Origin of the sequence: Litorivivens sp. (genome assembly GCF_041624475.1) — a bacterium.
Taxonomy (GTDB): Bacteria; Pseudomonadota; Gammaproteobacteria; order Pseudomonadales; family Spongiibacteraceae; genus Litorivivens.
This window is the reverse complement of record NZ_JBFJUX010000005.1, coordinates 41,444-58,438: the sequence shown is the minus strand read 5'-3', so window position 1 is coordinate 58,438 and position 16,995 is coordinate 41,444. Positions and strand designations below refer to the sequence as shown.

The following is a 16,995-nucleotide window of genomic DNA, read 5'->3' as shown; positions in this document are numbered from 1 at the left end:
CACAATGGTGACCGCAAAGATAGCCGCAAAGCGCTCCGCACAGCCGCTTGCTATATGTAATTCAAGGGCAGAGCCTGCCGATCAACCACCTTGCGCATAACAAAACTGGAGTGGACTCCGGTGACCCCCGGTATGCGGGTAATCCGGTCCAGCAGCAGCGACTGGTAGCCATCCATATCCGGCACGATGACCTGCAGCAGGTAGTCTGCATCCTGACCGGTTATCAGATAGCAGGATTGCACTTCCGGGTAGGCGGCGACCGTTTTTTCGAAGGTTTCGAAGCGATCGGGGGTGTGGCGGTCCATCCCGATTTGCACCATGGCCGTTAGCGACAGGCCGAGTTTTTTAGCGTCCAGCACCGTAACCTTGCGCAGGATGATACCCGCCTCTTCCAGCAGTCGCACCCGCCTCAGGCAGGGCGAGGGTGAGAGCCCGACCCGTTCGGCCAGCTCGGTATTACTGAGGTCACCGTTTTCCTGCAATTGGGAGAGGATGCTACGGTCGATGCGATCTAGTTTTATCAGGCCTTCACTCATTAGAGGGTATATATTCCAATTAATCTTGATATATTGAAATAGTATGCCTGTTAAATGGGTTTTTAAAGCAATTTCGCAAGAAAATTGCGCGCCAATGGGCGTAGAGTAGTCACCATCTGACAGGGCAAACGCAGCGTTGCAAACATCACCGCTGCGGGCGCAAGGGCCACAAGCCTGCGGCGCCATTGTCACAGAGCCTTTCGCCCGGCCCTCTACCTGCACACAGAAAGGGGCGGGCGGGAGAATCCCGATAGTTCAGCAAATCCGCAATACGACAATTTCTGGAGTCAGACATGTCTTTCGACCACCGCAAATACCGCCGCTTCGAGGTGCCGAACAAGCCCGATCGGCAGTGGCCAAACAATCGCATCGATCGCGCCCCGCGCTGGTGTGCGGTTGACCTGCGCGATGGCAATCAGGCACTGGTAAAGCCCATGAGCCCGGCGCAGAAACAGCGGATGTTTGATTTGCTGGTGAAGGTGGGTTGCAAGGAAATTGAAATCGGCTTTCCCTCGGCCAGCCAGCCGGACTTCGACTTTTGTCGCAAGTTGATTGAAGAAAAACGCATACCCGACGACGTCACCATTCAGGTGCTCACCCAGGCGCGCCCGGAATTGATCGAACGCAGTTTTGAAGCCTTAAAGGGGGCCCGTCGCGCCATTGTTCATGTCTACAATTCGACCTCCGTTGTCCAGCGCGAGCAGGTTTTCGCGATGGACAAAGAAGGCATTAAACAAATAGCCATTACCGGTGCCCGGCTGGTGAAAGAAGAGGCCGCGAAATACCCCGATACTGAGTGGGTATTTCAGTATTCTCCCGAAAGTTTTACCGGCACTGAAACCGACTACGCGATTGAAGTTATCGACGCGGTCAATGCCGTGTGGCAGCCGAAAAACGGGCAGGAAGTGATTATCAACCTGCCGGCCACCGTTGAAATGTCCAGCCCCAATGTTTTTGCCGATCAGGTGGAGCGCGTTTGTGAGGGCGTCCAGCAACGTGAACATATCACGATCTGCCTGCATACCCACAACGACCGCGGCTGTGCGGTGGCGGCGGCGGAGCTCGGGGTGATGGCCGGCGCCGATCGCATCGAAGGCACCTTGATGGGTAATGGTGAGCGCACCGGGAATATGGACCTGATTACCATGGCCATGAATCTTTACTCTCAGGGGGTCGATCCCGAACTCAATTTCGAAAATATGGCGGAAATTCGTGAGGTGGTGGAAAGCTGTACGGATATCGCCACTCATCCACGCCACCCCTATGTGGGGGAACTGGTTTTTACGGCCTTTTCCGGCAGTCATCAGGATGCGATTCGCAAGTGTCTGGTAAGGCGGCAGGACGGCGATATCTGGAATGTGGCCTACCTGCCGATCGACCCTCATGATCTCGGTCGTCGCTACGAAGAGGTGGTCCGCATTAACAGTCAGTCCGGCAAGGGGGGGGTGGCACACGTATTGGAGCGGGACTACAACATCGACCTGCCGCGCTGGCTGCAGCAGGAGTTTTCGCGGCTGGTGCAAAAGGCTGCGGAAGATCAGGGCGGTGAAATTGATTCACTGACTATTCGCCGTCTGTTTGACGAGCACTACCTCGCGGTGCCCGAGGGTTGGCAGTTAGAAAACTACGATCTGCACCGGGGCGACAGCGGTGTATCGGCTCGGGTGGTGGCCGGCGGCCGGGAATTCAGCGGCGTCGCCCAGGGGGTGCTGGAGGCGGTAGTGCAGGCTGTGAGTGCCCAATCCGGCGCTGCTATTGAGATCGGGGAGTACAATGAGTTCGCCGTGGAAGGTGGCACCCATGCCAGTGCATTGGCCTGTATTCGCGCCGATATTGATGGCCGCAGTTTCTCCGCCGCATCACTCGGGGAGGATACCAGCTCAGCGATGCTGCAGGCCTTGTTGTCGGTGGTGGGGCAATTCGAGCAGGCGGCTCGTCAGGCCGCCTGACGCGGTGGGAGGGCCGGCCTTGCGCTGGCCTCAACCAGAATTAATTATCCTTTTGGATGATTAATTTTGGATAAGTAATTCAGCAATATGCAATTTATGCGTCTAATTAACATAAATTACTTCACGCAGGCAGGCTATATTTTCAGAAACTCATTCTGGATAGCGCACTGTCATGGCCCTACGCACCGTTTCCCTCGACGACAAATACGCTCTTGATACCACTCGCGCCTATTTAACCGGCATTGAGGCCTTGGTTCGCCTGCCTATTCTGCAGCACCAGCGCGATCTGGAGGCCGGGCTCAATACCGCCGGTTTTATTTCCGGTTACCGAGGTTCACCACTCGGCGGCGTTGATCAGGCTCTGTGGAAGGCGGGTAAATATCTCGACAAGCACAACATCAAATTCCAGCCCGGCATAAACGAGGATCTGGCGGCGACCGCAGTATGGGGCAGCCAGCAGGTGGGCCTGTTTCCCGGCGCTAAATACGACGGCGTGTTTGGTATGTGGTACGGCAAGGGGCCGGGCGTTGATCGCAGTATGGATGTGATCAAGCACGCCAATGCCGCCGGTACCGCAAAATTTGGCGGGGTGTTGGCGGTGGCAGGGGACGACCACGCGGCCAAATCCTCAACCCTGCCGCACCAGTCCGAGCACATGTTTATGGGCGCGTCCATGCCGGTGCTGGCACCGGCCAATGTGCAGGAAGTGCTGGATCTGGGCATCTACGGCTGGGAGCTTTCCCGATACAGCGGCTGCTGGGTTGGGCTGAAGGCCATCACTGAAAATATGGACTCGGCCATTTCCGCCGAGATTGATCCGCATCGTATCAATATTGTTATTCCCGACAGTTTTGAATTGCCGCCCGGTGGCGTGCACATTCGCCACCCCGACAACCCCTTGGAGCAAGAGCGCCGACTCAACAAATTCAAAATCTACGCGGCCCGGGAATTTGCCCGCGTGAACAATCTGAATAGGGTAGTGATAGACAGCCCCAAGGCGCGGCTCGGCATTATCACCAGCGGCAAAAGCTATCTGGATGTGCTGCAAGCGCTGGAAGATTTGGGCATTGACCAGCGCACAGCCGCCGATATCGGGCTGCGCGTGTTCAAGGTCGGCATGCCCTGGCCGTTGGAGCCGGTGGCAACTCACGGCTTTGCCGAAGGGCTGGAAGAAATTCTGGTGGTGGAGGAAAAACGCTCCATTATTGAAGACCAACTGACCGGTCAGCTCTACAACTGGCCCGTTGAACGCCGCCCGCGTGTGATCGGTGAGTTTGATGAGCAGGGGCGCGACTTGCTGCCGAACCTGAGTGAGCTGACGCCAGCGATGGTGGCGCGAGCCATCGCCTCGCGCATTCGCCGTTTTTACCAGAGCGAAGAGATTGAAAAGCGCCTGAGTTTTTACGCCCAGAAAGAACAATCCCTGGCCAGTAAACGCAACAAAATAGCGCGCCTGCCGCACTATTGTTCCGGTTGTCCCCACAATACCTCGACGCAAGTGCCGGAAGGCAGTCAGGCGCTGGGCGGCATCGGCTGTCACTATATGAGCACCTTTATGGAGAGCCGGCCGGCCAAAACCTTCACCCAGATGGGCGGCGAAGGTGTGACCTGGGTGGGGCAGGCCCACTTCACCGACAACAAGCATGTTTTTCAGAATCTCGGTGACGGTACCTATTTCCATTCCGGCCTGCTGGCCATTCGCCAGGCGGTCGCCTCCGGGGTCAATATCACCTACAAGATTCTCTATAACGACGCAGTGGCCATGACCGGCGGTCAGCCTGTCGATGGCTCCCTGAGTGTGGAGCAAATCATTCTGCAACTGCGCGGAGAAGGCGTAAAACGCATTGCGGTGGTCTCCGATGCACCGGAGAAATTCTCCTTCAAGCGCGATGAAGACATTACGCTTGATCATCGCGACCGCTTGATGGCAGTGCAGAAAGAACTGCGTGAGATACCCGGCACCACCATTCTTATCTACGAGCAGACCTGCGCCGCTGAAAAACGTCGCCGCCGTAAAAAAGGCCTGCTGAAAGACCCGGATCGTCGCATTTTTATCAACGAGGCGGTGTGTGAGGGCTGTGGCGATTGTGGCAAAAAATCCAACTGCCTTTCCGTCATTCCCAAAGAAACCGAACTGGGGCGCAAGCGCCAGATCGACCAGAGCGCCTGCAACAAGGACTACTCCTGTGTCGAAGGCTTCTGTCCGAGTTTTGTTTCGGTGATAGGCGGAACATTGCGCAAAAACAAGGCCGCAGAAGGTGCGGAGGGCTTTGCCGAATTGCCGGAACCAACTCGTCCGGCGCTCGAAAGGCCCTGGAATATCGTGGTGACTGGCGTGGGCGGCACCGGCGTGCTGACGGTCAACGCCGTGCTGGCCATGGCCGCTCATATTGAAGGGAAGGGCTGTGCCACGATGAACCAGACCGGTCTGGCACAGAAGTTCGGCCCCGTCGTCAGCCATCTGCGGGTTGCCCAGCGTCAGGACGACATCAATGCCGTGCGCATCCCGGCGGGGGACGCGGACCTGCTTCTGGGTTGCGATCTGGTGGTCAGTACCAGTGATGAGGCGATCGCCAAGGTAAACGTCGAGCGGACCTTTGCCGTGATCAACGAAACCGAAGCGCCGACTGCAGAGTTTGTCTATAACCCCGACGCTCAGTTTCCGCTGGCGTCCATGCGGCAGATACTGCGCGAGGAAGTGGGCGAAAACAAAGTCAGTTTTATTGAGGCCACCGACATTGCAACGCACCTGCTGGGCGATGCGGTCGCAACCAACTTTTTCATGCTCGGCTACGCCTATCAGAAGGGGTATATCCCGGTCAGTGCCGAAGCCATCAATGAGGCTATCGCACTCAATGGTGTTGCGGTGGACTTTAATCGGCAGGCCTTTCTCTGGGGTCGGCGCTGTGTTGTTACCCCAGACAAGGTCAAACAACTGGCGGGGGTGGCTGGGCCGCGCTGGAAGCCTCTTGAGACCCTCGACGAGATTGTGGATTACAGAGCGACGCATCTGGCGGAGTATCAGGATGCGGCTTATGCCCGGCGGTATCGCGATCAGGTGGCGCGCGTGCAGACCGCCGAAGCTGCGCTCAGTGGCGGGGGTGATCTTCCCCTGAGCAGGGCAGTGGCCAAAGCACTGCATAAAGTGATGGCCTACAAGGATGAGTATGAAGTGGCGCGACTGTTTTCTGACAAGTCCTTCACGCAGGCCCTGGAAGAAACCTTTGCCGGTAATTACAGCCTGAAATTTCATATGGCACCGCCGCTGTTATCGAAGAAAGACCCGGATACCGGGCTGCCAAAAAAACAGGTTTTTTCCAAATGGATGCTGCCGCTATTTCGAGTGCTGGCCCGCTTCAAGCACCTGCGCGGTTCGCGCTGGGATATCTTCGGCTACAGCCAGGAGCGCAAACGCGAACGCGCTTTGATTGGCGAGTTTGAGGCGGTTATTGACGACATTCTGTCGGGGCTGACTCCGGACCGTCTGCAGCTCGCCATTGAGCGTGCTGAGTTGGTGCAAAACATACGGGGCTTTGGCTACATCAAAGACGCGGCCATTGATCAGTACCAGCTGCGTGAAGCACAACTCAAAAAGCAGTACTGGGGTGACATCGTACACCTGGTTGAAGTCGACTCAGCGGCCTAGGAGAGAGTTATGTCAGTATTCAGTGCGCAATCCTATGATCAGCACGAGCTGGTTGCCTTTCATAACGATGCCGATAGCGGTTTAAAAGCCATTGTCGCCGTGCACAATTCCAACTTAGGCCCTGCTGTCGGCGGCTGCCGCATGTTCCCCTATGTGAGCGACGAGGCGGCGCTGGATGATGTGCTGCGCTTGTCCCGTGGGATGACCTACAAGTCTGCACTGGCGGGGTTGCCGCTGGGTGGCGGTAAAGCCGTTATTTTGGGCGATTCGCATCGGCACAAGAGCCGAGAGCTGTTGTTGGCCATGGGGCGCTTTATAGACAGTCTGGGCGGGCGCTATATCACCGCTGAAGACTCGGGTACCAGCGTGGCCGATATGAAAGTTATTGGCGAGCAGACTGCCTTTGTGTCGGGAGTCACAAGCCGCCAGCGCTTTGGTGGTGATCCCTCGCCCTACACGGCTTACGGTGTGTATTGCGGTATCCGCGCGGCCCTGCGTTTTCAACGAGGAAGTGATTCATTAAAAGGCGTACGCGTCGCCATTCAGGGTGTGGGCTCCGTCGGCTGTCATCTGGCTGAACGCCTGTTGCGCCAGGGTGCTGACGTTATCGTAGCCGATGTCAATGCAGCGAATCTGTCGCGCGCCGAACGGCTGGGTGCCAGGGTGATAGCGCCGGAAGATGTACTGGGTGTTCGCTGCGATATTCTCGCGCCCTGCGCGATGGGAGCGGTACTTACTGATGAGGTTATCGATAAACTGCGAGCGGATATTGTGGCCGGTGCCGCTAACAACCAGCTGCAAACTGCCGGTCAGGCCGAGCATCTGCGTCAGCGGGGCGTGCTCTACGCCCCGGATTTTGTAATCAACGCCGGTGGCATTATTGATGTGTACTATCAGCAGCAGGGAGCTAGTGCCGAGAAAAGCGAGCGGCACGTCGAGCAGATCGGCGAGGTCCTCACCCAAATATTTCAGCGTGCCGAACACGAGCAGCGCTCTACCCATTCGGTGGCCGAATCTATGGCGGAGTCGATTTTCAAGCAGGGTGACAAATCCAGCTTGCGTGTCCCTGCCTGAAAACCGGTCTTGTCAGGGACGATTGCGCCCCAGCTGGTCGTGGCTTGAAACCCATTCATCCGACACAATGGCGGCGGCCAGTGACAGGTCGCCCGCCAGTACAGTCGCACCAATAATTTCCGCCAGCTTTTTCGCCTTGCCCTTGCCGTAGCAGTCCATCATCTTAAGACATTCGCGCTGAGTGGCGAGGCCTGTGCCGCCGCCATAGGTCGCGCAAATGATCGAGGGCAGGGTGACGGAGTAGTACAGGTCACCGTCGTCGGTGAGTTCCATAAAGGCGATACCGGTGTGGGACTCAACCACATTGGCCTCGTCCTGCCCGGTGGCGATAAACAGCGAGGCGATCCCGTTGGCCGAATGGGGGCCGTTGTAGGCAGAGCCTGCCAGCAGGCTTCCGAGAATCGTGCGCTGGCGCAGCTTGACCATCTTCGCCGGGTCAGCGCGCATGGAATTGAGCAGGATATCCTTCTTTATCACCGCCTCTGCCACCACGCGCTTGCCGCGCGGGTGCAGCAGATTCATGTGCGAGTGTTTTTTGTCGGTTTCAATGCCGCCGGACAGCGAAAAATTGGTGAAGGCACCGTCGTAGTTTTTCAGAATCCACTGGCAGGCCACATGGGTTGCCTTGCCGGTCATATTTTGCCCAGCGGCATCACCGGTGGTGTAGTTAAATCGTGTAAACAGTTTGTTGGCGATTACCCACTTCTGGATGTGCTGCAGTTTGGCGACCGAGCTGCTGCTTTCGGCCTGGGCCTTTATGGCGTCGTACTCTTTATCGAGCCAGCGGGAGAATGCAATTGCCTCGCGGGCGGTGGCAAATTCAAACAGCGGTGCGCGTTGCATAAACTCGTCCACCACGCTTACCGACACGCCGCCCGATTCTGATACGACCCGCATCCCTCGTGAATAGGAGGCCACCAGAGTGCCCTCGGTTGTGGCCAGCGGTATATAGAATTCGCCCTGGGCGTGTTCGCCGTTGATCAGATAGGGACCGGCTACACCCACCGGCATCTGTACCACACCGATAAAATTCTCGGTGTTGCCGGCCACAGATTCCGGGGGCAGGGAATAGTGGCCGGTATGCTCCAGCGCCGCGCCGGTCTTTTTCGTCAGGAAGTCGCGGCGCAGCTGGGCCGCCTCTTCGCTGTAGTTGTTGTCTTTTAGTCTGGGAATTTTGCGGTCGTCGCTCATATCGTCGCATTCCTCGCTCTGAGTGTCTGTCACTTTTACCTTGCAGCTCGCTGCGCCTGCAAGCAAAAGATGTTCAATTCAGCTTTGGTCGCCGGCTTTGGTTCTTGGCGTTGTTGATCCAGATGATCTATTGTTTCGTAAATAATAACTTTTTTGAGGGGAAACGCAGATGGGGGCAATCCTCAGAGCGCTGGTCGTAATCGGTATTGGCGTTGCTGTAGCGTTGGGTTTGTCGTTGGTTGTGGATGGCAGCGACAAGCAACTGTTTGGTATGCCGGCGCTGGCAGGGCTGGCGATGCTGGCGCTGGTGATTCAGTGGCTGGTGTTTATTCCTTCTTACTTTACCCAGACCGAAATCTATTATGACCTCACGGGCAGCCTGACTTACCTGCTCGTTGTTGTAGTGGCAGTGTCTACCTTGACGGATTCAGACCCCTCGGCGCGCGCCCTCTTGCTGGCGGGGTTGGTGTCGATCTGGGCGCTTCGGCTTGGCTCGTTCTTGTTTCGGCGTATCAGAAAAGCGGGCAAAGACGGTCGCTTTGATGAGATCAAGACCCGCTGGCCGCGCTTTCTTGTAACCTGGACGCTGCAGGGCCTGTGGGTCTTTATTACGTTGCTGGCGGCGCTGGTCGCGATATCCTCGCCAGACCCGAAGCCGCTTGGTGCAGTGGCGCTTATCGGTTGCCTGCTGTGGGTGGTTGGCTTCATATTCGAAGCAACGGCGGACGCACAAAAATCCGCTTTCAATAGTGATCCCGCGAATCGTGGTCGCTTTGTCAATGTCGGGCTCTGGCGCTGGTCGCGTCACCCCAACTACTTCGGTGAAATTCTTCTTTGGATAGGTGTAACGGTTATTGCTGCGCCGGAGTTTCAAGGCTGGCAGTGGCTGGCCTTGATCTCACCGCTGTTTGTGATTTTCTTGTTGACCAAGGTCAGCGGGGTTCCGCTGCTGGAAAAACGCGGCGACGAAAAGTGGGGTGATGACCCCGAGTACCAGCGCTACAAGCGCGATGTTCCCGTTCTGTTGCCAAGGCCTCCCCGATGAAAAAACTGCTATCTCTCGTTGCGTTTGTGTTCACGTCGCAGACGCTACTAGCCAAACCTGTGCTGGAGGAGGTCATGGTGACCGCCCAGAAACGGGAGGAGAGTCTGCAAGATGTGCCAATTTCGGTAGTCGCGGTGGATGCTCAGATGATGCGCGACGCCAACATGGAAGATATGGCAGACATCGCGGTATTCACCCCCAACCTCAGTGTTTACAGCCACCCGCCCTTTACCTCCCTGCGGGTGCGTGGCCTCGGCTCGCCCTTTGACAAGGGCTTTGAGCATTCCGCCGGCCTTTTTCTGGATGGGGTCTATGTCGGGCGTCTGGCCTTTCTCGATGCGGCCTTTCTCGACGTGCAGAGCGTGGAAATCCTGCGCGGCCCACAGGGAACCCTGTTTGGCAAGAACACCATTTCCGGGGCGATCAGCATACGCTCGGTACAGCCGACTCAGGATCTATCGCTCAGCGGCTCGGTCAGTGGCGGTGATGAAAACCTGAAGAAATATACCCTGGCGGGCAATCTGCCGGTGGGAGACCGGCTGGCAGTGCGCGCCGCTATTATGTCGAATGAGCGCGACGGCCCCGTTTACAACACGACCCTGGATCGAGACGAGGGCAGCACTGACGCAGAATCCAGCCGAATACAGGTGCGCTGGGATGCACTGGATTGGCTGGATGTGACCTTGGCAGCAGCGCAGACCGAGCAGTTTTTCAGGCTCGGAAGCTTTCAGCTGATGACGGCATCTGACGAGCAGTTTCAGTTGATGCAGTTTTACGATCCGCAGGTGGAGCGCGATGTTACGGATTTTCAGAGTTCTCAGAACTTCCCGGCCGAAACCGAGCAGGATGGCAGCAAGCTGGATCTGCGGCTTAATGCAAGCCTTTGGGAGCACGAGGTATCCCTGATTGCCGCGCGCAGTGAAATTGAAGAGGAATCCCGCACAGACCTCGATTTTTCACCGATCCCGCTGCTGTTTTTCCTCAACGGCGAGGATTACGAGCAGGATAGCGTTGAGCTGCGTGTGGTATCACCGCTGGGCCTGTTTGACGGGAAGCTGGATTACGTAGCCGGTATCTACGCCGCAGAGAGCGAAACCGCCATTCAGGTCATTATCGATGCTGCCCCAGACCCCCTGGCGCTGGCGAACGGTCTGGCCGCTACCGGCGGGAGTCTGGGTGGGCTGACCTCGCTGCTGGCTCCGGTCGTAGGGGATGAGCCCGGCGAGCGCCTGTTGATAAACGGATTTCAGGAAGGCAGCAGTCGCGCAGTCTACGGCCAGGCGAGCTGGCATTTCTCGCCGGAGTGGACGCTCACTGCCGGGCTGCGGTTTTCCCGCGAAGAGAAAACCGTCGACCAGACACTGAAGCTCTTCACTGGCGGTACGGATGCTGATGGCCCGGTCTTTACTCAGCTGGTTACCGCGGAGGAGTACCGACTGATCGACCGCCGGGTCGATCGCGATATCGACCCCAAGCTTTCACTGAGCTGGATCCCCAGCGATGAGTTAACGGTATACGCCAGTGCGGCCGAGGGCTTCAAGGGCGGCGGCTACAGCGGCTCTGCTGTCCGGGCAGAGATTGCTGAAGTCGAACCTGAAAGCTCGATTACCTATGAGGGTGGCGTTAAAACACGTTTGTTCGGCGGCTCGGCGACATTGAATCTGGCTGTTTTCCGCACCGAGTTTGAGGATCTCCAGCTGACCATCTTCGAGGGCAATGTCAGCCGTATTTCAAATGCCGCTGGCGCCATCTCTTCCGGTGCGGAGCTGGATGCCGCCTTTGTTACTGAATTTGGGGTGTCGGGCAATTTCTCCGTGGCCTATCTGGATGCGCGCTTTACCGATTACGAAAATGGCCCCTGTCCGGCCGGCGAAGAGCCGCCCTGTGATCTGACCGACGAGCACCTGTCATTTGCCCCCTTCTGGAAGAGCAGCTTGAGCCTGAACTATGACAATCAGCTGTTCGATTGGCCGCTGACCTGGCTGGTGGGCGTGGATGTGCTGTTTGAGGATGAAAAACTGCTGCAGCCCGACCAGGACCCCATCGACCGGCAGGGTGCCTATACCACCTTCAATCTGAGGGCGCGGCTGGCGGATATCGACGAGCGCTGGTCACTGCAGGCTTTTGTGCGCAATGCTACCGACGAGCATGCGCTGGATGGCAGTGGCGATATTCCCACCCTGACCGGCGCCCACTTTGGCCGGGCTATTGCGCCCCGACAGCTGGATCTGACGCTGCGTTTTGATTTCTGAATGCCGGAGCGGGGTGTCATAATCGGCTCAGGGCCGGTCTGAGGCGCGATTTCGACAAAAATTTGCTGGAAATGAGGCTAATCGAGCAAATAGACGAGAAATTTTTTCTCACTTCGAGTATCGTAGGCGCCCATTTTTAACCCAGTTTAACTTTAGAGAGCGCCGTGACTGACTTATCTTTATACCGCAACATCGGTATTTTCGCCCACGTTGATGCCGGAAAAACCACCACCACTGAGCGTATCCTCAAGCTCACGGGTAAAATCCACAAACTTGGTGAGGTTCACGAAGGTGAATCAACCACCGACTTTATGGAGCAGGAAGCTGAGCGTGGTATTACCATCCAGTCAGCTGCTGTTACCTGTGAGTGGAGTGGCCACCGCCTGAACATCATCGACACCCCAGGACACGTTGACTTCACTGTCGAAGTTTATCGTTCACTGAAGGTGCTGGATGGTGGTATTGGTGTTTTCTGTGGCTCTGGCGGTGTTGAGCCCCAGTCCGAAACCAACTGGCGTTATGCCAACGATTCCAAAGTATCCCGCCTGATCTTTGTTAACAAACTGGACCGTATCGGCGCAGACTTCCTGCGTGTTACTGACCAGGTTAAAAAAGTTCTGGGTGCCAACCCGCTGATCATGACCCTGCCCATTGGCCGTGAAGATCAGTTCAAGGGCGTTGTCGACCTGCTGAGCAACAAAGCCTATATCTGGGATGAAAGCGGTCAGCCGGAAAACTACGAAGTAACCGACGTACCTGCCGATATGGCGGACGACGTTGCCATGTACCGCGAGCAGCTGATTGAGACTGCCGTCGAAATGGACGACGACCTGATGATGGCCTACATGGAAGGTGAAGAGCCCTCCATTGATGACATCAAGCGTTGTATCCGCAAAGGTACACTGGAACTGGCCTTCTTCCCCACCTATTGTGGTTCTGCCTTCAAAAACAAAGGTATGCAGCTGCTGCTGGATGCGGTTGTCGACTACCTGCCGAGCCCGACCGAAGTTAACCCTCAGCCTCTGACTGATGAAGAGGGTAACCCGACTGGCGAGCACGCCATTGTGTCTGCCGATGAGCCTTTCCGCGCTCTGGCGTTCAAAATCATGGACGACCGTTTTGGCGCCCTGACCTTTGTGCGCATCTACTCCGGCGAGCTTCGCAAGGGTGACACCATCCTCAACTCCTTTACCGGGAAAACCGAGCGTATTGGCCGTATGTGTGAAATGCAGGCCGATGAGCGCAACGAGCTGAGCTATGCCCACGCCGGTGACATTATCGCCATCGTTGGTATGAAAAACGTTCAGACCGGTCATACGCTGTGCGACCAGGATCACCCCTGTACGCTGGAAGCGATGGTCTTCCCTGAGCCGGTTATCTCTATCTCTGTTGCGCCGAAAGACAAGGGCTCGACCGAGAAAATGGGTATTGCCATCGGCAAGATGGTCGCCGAAGACCCCACCTTCCGCGTAGAGACTGACGAAGATTCCGGTGAAACCATTCTTAAGGGGATGGGCGAACTTCATCTGGACATCAAAGTCGACATTCTCAAGCGTACTTACGGCGTTGAGCTGGAAGTGGGTCAGCCTCAGGTTGCCTACCGCGAAACCATTACCCAGCGTATCGAAGACAGCTACACCCACAAGAAGCAGTCTGGTGGTTCCGGTCAGTACGGTAAGATCGACTACACCATCGAGCCCGGCGAGCCCAACACTGGCTTCACCTTCACCAGCACGGTAGTGGGCGGTAACGTTCCGAAGGAATTCTTCCCGGCGATCGAGAAAGGCTTTAAGTCCATGATGGAAACCGGCCCGCTGGCGGGATTCCCGGTTCTGGACGTTAATATCAACCTGCATGACGGTGCTTACCACGCCGTTGACTCGTCGGCGATCGCCTTCGAAATTGCGGCCAAAGGCGCGTTCCGTCAGTCCATGCCGAAAGCTGGTCCGCAACTGCTGGAGCCGGTGATGAAGGTTGACGTTTTCAGTCCGGAAGACCACGTGGGTGATGTTATCGGTGACCTGAACCGTCGTCGCGGCATGATCTCCGGTCAGGAACCGAGCTCTACCGGTGTTCGCGTCAAGGCTGACGTGCCGCTGTCTGAGATGTTTGGTTATATCAGCACGCTGCGCACCATGACCTCAGGCCGTGGTCAGTTCTCTATGGAGTTCTCTCACTACGCGCCTTGCCCGGCTAATGTTGCTGAAACCGTTATCGCCAAAGTGAAAGAAAGAGCGGCTGCTAAAGCCAAGTAATTCTCTTTCCCTTATCGAAAGCCCTGTCAGCTTTGCTGACAGGGCTTTTTTTTGGTCGTTCGATAGCTATCAGCGTGTGCGCCAGGCTGCCAGCCCGATTAAAGAAAAGGCGACAATGGCTAATGGCACACCGAGCTGACCGGCCAGAGCAGTGATGTTATTGCCTAGGTTGTCGTTGAACTCGTATCCGAGCGCGCCGGTAGCACCACGCCCAATGCCAAACACCGTATTGCAGTAGGCCATGCCGATCAGGCAGTAGGTGGCGATAATCGCTTGCTTGGGGCTGATCACCAGCTTGCCGATAAAACCCGCGACAATAAACAGCATCATGCCGTTGATCAGCGATTCCATATGGGCCAGCAGCCAGTCCTGTTTTTGGCCATCGATCTGACCCATGGCGGCGAGGGCGATCATGGCGCCGCTGCCAAAGGCGATAAAAATATTAACCGTGCCGTGAAACACCAGCTTACCGACAATTGCGCGTTCGTTATCCATGGTTATTATCCTTTTGTGAACGGTCGTATTGGGATCAGCCGCTTACCGCTTCGGGCTCGAACTGCAAGGGCATGCGCTTGATACTGTTAACAAAGTAGTCGCGAACATACTCGACCGGCGCAGCAAAGCGTGGATTCTTCAGGCGCGGCAGCAACTCTTCAAACATGACCTGCATTTCCAGTCTGGCCATATGCGCGCCGATGCAGAAATGTTCGCCCTTGCCGAAGGCGCGGTGTTGGCTGCCAAGCTCGGGGTTGCGGGCAAAGCGTTCAACATCGAAGGTCTCGGGATCGTCAAAAATATCCGGATCGTGGTTAATGGCCTGCCAGTTCAAGACCATTTTGTCGCCCGCCTTCAATTGCTGGCCGCCAATTTCGGTATCTTCCATGACGGTGCGCCGCATCTGCACAAAGGCGGGATTAAAGCGCAGGATTTCTTCAACCGCTGAGGGAATCAGTGAGGGATTGTCGAGTAGCTTCTGGTGCTGGTCGGGGTGCTCAATCAAAAGTCGCATGCCGTGTGCAATCACAGAGCGAGTGCTTTCATTGCCCGCTGCAATGAGCATCAGAAAGAACAGTTGGAATTCTTCCGGTGTGAGTTTTTCATCGTTAACGGTACCATCCAGCAGGGCGCCGACAATATCGGTCAGCGGTTCGGTTTTGTGCTTTTCTGCCAAGGCGGCGGCGTAGGCATACACTTCTATTGCCGCAGCCTGAGAGGCGGCAAAGCCGTCTTCGCCGCTCATGTCCTCGTCCTCACTGAAGATCATGGTGTTGGTCCAATCGAAGAACTGTTGTTTGTCTTCCATGGGAATGCCGCATAGCGACAGAATCGCGATCAGCGGTAGTTCGGCGGCTACATCGGTGACAAACTCACACTCGCCTTTGGTAGCGATACGGTCAATCGTTTCTTTTGCCACTTCCCGAAAGCGCTGTTCGTAGCCCGACACCGCTTTGGGGGTGAAAGCATTGCGCACAATGCGCCGGTATTTGACGTGGTGGGGTGGATCCATATTGACCAGCATCAAGCGGGACAAAGCGACTTCTTCCTCCGGGACCTCTTTGGGAAGAATGGTCTTGGCTTCACTGGAGAATAACAAAGGGTGCTTGCACACGTAGTCCGCGATTTCGCGCTTGGTCACTGCCCAGTAGGGCACACTGGTTATTGGGTCTTCAATATAGGCGAGACCGCCGGAGCGCTCCCGAATATCGGCAAAAATCGCATGGTGCTCGCTGCCGACGTAGATATCGGGGTCAAGAATGTTTTTATAGGGGCAGGTGGCCATTTATGGACTCCGGTTACAGGGTAATGTCGACACAGAGGCTAACTCCGCCCGAGAGCTGGGTTTGTTAACAACGCCTAAATTCTTGTGATTATGCGCGTTGAGTCGATCAGGTCGGAATTTTCTGGTTCAAGAAGCCTTATCGCATTCCCGCTTTTATTTACAGCATGTATTTCAGTTTGCTACTCCCCAGCGTGGAATAATGCCTCTGGGCACATGGGGCAAAACCTTCTCCTCAAACAGCTTGAGCATCTTCCAGCCGCGTTCGGGGTCTGCACCACCAAACAAGGGCGTCAGATAAAGACTGCTGTTATCGCCAAGCTCGTGGATCATGTCAATTGCCTGATCCGGCGTGAGTACCTGATAGGCACCGCTTTGTCTGACGGTGTCGGGCGTCATTCCGCCGGCATAGGGTCCCTTGGGGCGGCCATAGGCCTCTGCAGTCCAGCTGGCGTATGAGTCCAGAACGTGAAGAATATGGGGCGCCAGCCACTCCCACTCGCGGTCCGGGTCTTCCGATATCCAGAGCAGGGTAGGGGCCTGCTTCGGATACTCGCCGGGGTCGGTCTTGCCAAGCTTGAGGCATTCGTCGCGATAGGGCTGCCAAATCTTTTCCTTGAACAGGGGCACAAGAAAACCATCCGCCTCCCTCGCTGCAGCGCGGGCTACTTTGGGGGCGACCCCGCCATAGAGGATGGGGACTGGCTTTGTCGGCACGGGAGAAATCCTGCAAGGGCGCCCATCAAATTCCAGTGATTCCCCCTGAAGCGCACGTTTAAGCAACTTGCCTACTGTAGTGCCAATCGCGAAGCGGTCTTTCAGCTCCTTGCCGTACATCGCAAATTCTACGCTGCGATAAGCAAAGCCAAGCCCCAGTTCGAAACGGCCTTTGCTCAGAATCTGAAGGATAGCAACGTCCTCAGCCAGTCGGATCGGGTCGTAGCAGGGGGCCAGAAGAACGGCGGTGCGCAAACGAATCTCCTGCGTGCGGGTGGCCATGGCGGAAGCCAGAATCAGGGGCGAAGGATTATAGCCATCGTCTGCGCTGTGATGTTCCCCCAGACCAATCACGTCAAACCCAACACTGTCGGCCCATTCAGCCATATCGACGGCTGCTGAAAAAAGCTGCTCTCGCGCTGCACCAAAATCCGGCGCACGCATATCGAAAATCATCACTAGTTCCATGAGCCCTTCCTTTAAACCGAGGCGGTGGTTGGTAAGTTCTAGTGAACTATACCTTGGTGAAGGCGCAGACTTCGAGCGAGTCGGC

General features: G+C 56.3%; 11 protein-coding genes. 6 read left to right on the top strand and 5 right to left on the bottom strand.

Going from position 1 to position 16,995, the window contains the following annotated elements; translation table 11 throughout:
- Positions 1-50 precede the first annotated feature (50 nt).
- Positions 51-536, bottom strand: coding sequence for an Lrp/AsnC family transcriptional regulator (locus ABY734_RS07750; protein WP_372778401.1), 486 nt, complete (start codon positions 534-536; stop codon positions 51-53).
- Positions 537-829: 293 nt separating this feature from the next.
- Between ABY734_RS07750 and ABY734_RS07745 the strand changes: the two genes are divergently transcribed.
- The 3 genes from ABY734_RS07745 to ABY734_RS07735 all read left to right on the top strand — a co-directional run bounded on the left by ABY734_RS07745 (position 830) and on the right by ABY734_RS07735 (position 7,205).
- On the top strand, positions 830-2,485 hold the full coding sequence (locus tag ABY734_RS07745) for a 2-isopropylmalate synthase (RefSeq protein WP_372778400.1): 1,656 nt from the start codon (positions 830-832) through the stop codon (positions 2,483-2,485).
- A 172-nt stretch (positions 2,486-2,657) separates the two neighbouring features.
- Positions 2,658-6,131: an indolepyruvate ferredoxin oxidoreductase family protein gene (locus ABY734_RS07740; RefSeq protein WP_372778399.1), complete on the top strand. Its 3,474-nt coding sequence runs from the start codon at positions 2,658-2,660 to the stop codon at positions 6,129-6,131.
- A gap of 9 nt (positions 6,132-6,140) precedes the next feature.
- On the top strand, positions 6,141-7,205 hold the full coding sequence (locus ABY734_RS07735; protein ID WP_372778398.1) for a Glu/Leu/Phe/Val dehydrogenase: 1,065 nt from the start codon (positions 6,141-6,143) through the stop codon (positions 7,203-7,205).
- Positions 7,206-7,217: 12 nt separating this feature from the next.
- Here the strand turns inward: ABY734_RS07735 and ABY734_RS07730 are convergent, their stop codons facing one another.
- Entirely contained in the window at positions 7,218-8,396 is a 1,179-nt protein-coding gene (locus tag ABY734_RS07730) for a hydroxymethylglutaryl-CoA reductase (protein ID WP_372778397.1), read from the bottom strand.
- 169 nt (positions 8,397-8,565) lie between these two features.
- On the opposite strand from ABY734_RS07730, the gene ABY734_RS07725 reads away from it, so the two are divergent.
- The 3 genes from ABY734_RS07725 to fusA all read left to right on the top strand — a co-directional run bounded on the left by ABY734_RS07725 (position 8,566) and on the right by fusA (position 13,948).
- Positions 8,566-9,441 (top strand): DUF1295 domain-containing protein, encoded by an 876-nt coding sequence (locus ABY734_RS07725; protein ID WP_372778396.1) that lies wholly within the window; start codon positions 8,566-8,568, stop codon positions 9,439-9,441.
- Positions 9,438-11,693, top strand: a complete 2,256-nt coding sequence (locus ABY734_RS07720; RefSeq protein WP_372778395.1) for a TonB-dependent receptor — start codon at positions 9,438-9,440, stop codon at positions 11,691-11,693. Before ABY734_RS07725 ends, ABY734_RS07720 begins: the two co-directional genes overlap by 4 nt.
- Positions 11,694-11,857: 164 nt before the next feature.
- Positions 11,858-13,948, top strand: coding sequence for an elongation factor G (fusA, locus tag ABY734_RS07715; RefSeq protein WP_372778394.1), 2,091 nt, complete (start codon positions 11,858-11,860; stop codon positions 13,946-13,948).
- A gap of 69 nt (positions 13,949-14,017) precedes the next feature.
- Here the strand turns inward: fusA and ABY734_RS07710 are convergent, their stop codons facing one another.
- The 3 genes from ABY734_RS07710 to ABY734_RS07700 form a co-directional block, all read right to left on the bottom strand.
- Positions 14,018-14,443, bottom strand: a complete 426-nt coding sequence (locus ABY734_RS07710; RefSeq protein WP_372778393.1) for a hypothetical protein — start codon at positions 14,441-14,443, stop codon at positions 14,018-14,020.
- 34 nt (positions 14,444-14,477) lie between these two features.
- Positions 14,478-15,728 (bottom strand): cytochrome P450, encoded by a 1,251-nt coding sequence (locus tag ABY734_RS07705; protein ID WP_372778392.1) that lies wholly within the window; start codon positions 15,726-15,728, stop codon positions 14,478-14,480.
- A 171-nt stretch (positions 15,729-15,899) separates the two neighbouring features.
- Complete coding sequence (locus tag ABY734_RS07700; protein ID WP_372778391.1) at positions 15,900-16,910, bottom strand: LLM class flavin-dependent oxidoreductase; 1,011 nt, start codon at positions 16,908-16,910, stop codon at positions 15,900-15,902.
- Between the last annotated feature and the right edge of the window lie 85 nt (positions 16,911-16,995).

What these genes read in the sequence shown, in the direction of transcription:
- ABY734_RS07750 (WP_372778401.1), bottom strand. Translation starts at nt 536, where the DNA reads ATGAGTGAAGGCCTGATAAAACTAGATCGCATCGACCGTAGCATCCTC.
- ABY734_RS07745 (WP_372778400.1), top strand. Translation starts at nt 830, where the DNA reads ATGTCTTTCGACCACCGCAAATACCGCCGCTTCGAGGTGCCGAACAAG.
- ABY734_RS07740 (WP_372778399.1), top strand. Translation starts at nt 2,658, where the DNA reads ATGGCCCTACGCACCGTTTCCCTCGACGACAAATACGCTCTTGATACC.
- ABY734_RS07735 (WP_372778398.1), top strand. Translation starts at nt 6,141, where the DNA reads ATGTCAGTATTCAGTGCGCAATCCTATGATCAGCACGAGCTGGTTGCC.
- ABY734_RS07730 (WP_372778397.1), bottom strand. Translation starts at nt 8,396, where the DNA reads ATGAGCGACGACCGCAAAATTCCCAGACTAAAAGACAACAACTACAGC.
- ABY734_RS07725 (WP_372778396.1), top strand. Translation starts at nt 8,566, where the DNA reads ATGGGGGCAATCCTCAGAGCGCTGGTCGTAATCGGTATTGGCGTTGCT.
- ABY734_RS07720 (WP_372778395.1), top strand. Translation starts at nt 9,438, where the DNA reads ATGAAAAAACTGCTATCTCTCGTTGCGTTTGTGTTCACGTCGCAGACG.
- ABY734_RS07710 (WP_372778393.1), bottom strand. Translation starts at nt 14,443, where the DNA reads ATGGATAACGAACGCGCAATTGTCGGTAAGCTGGTGTTTCACGGCACG.
- ABY734_RS07705 (WP_372778392.1), bottom strand. Translation starts at nt 15,728, where the DNA reads ATGGCCACCTGCCCCTATAAAAACATTCTTGACCCCGATATCTACGTC.
- ABY734_RS07700 (WP_372778391.1), bottom strand. Translation starts at nt 16,910, where the DNA reads ATGGAACTAGTGATGATTTTCGATATGCGTGCGCCGGATTTTGGTGCA.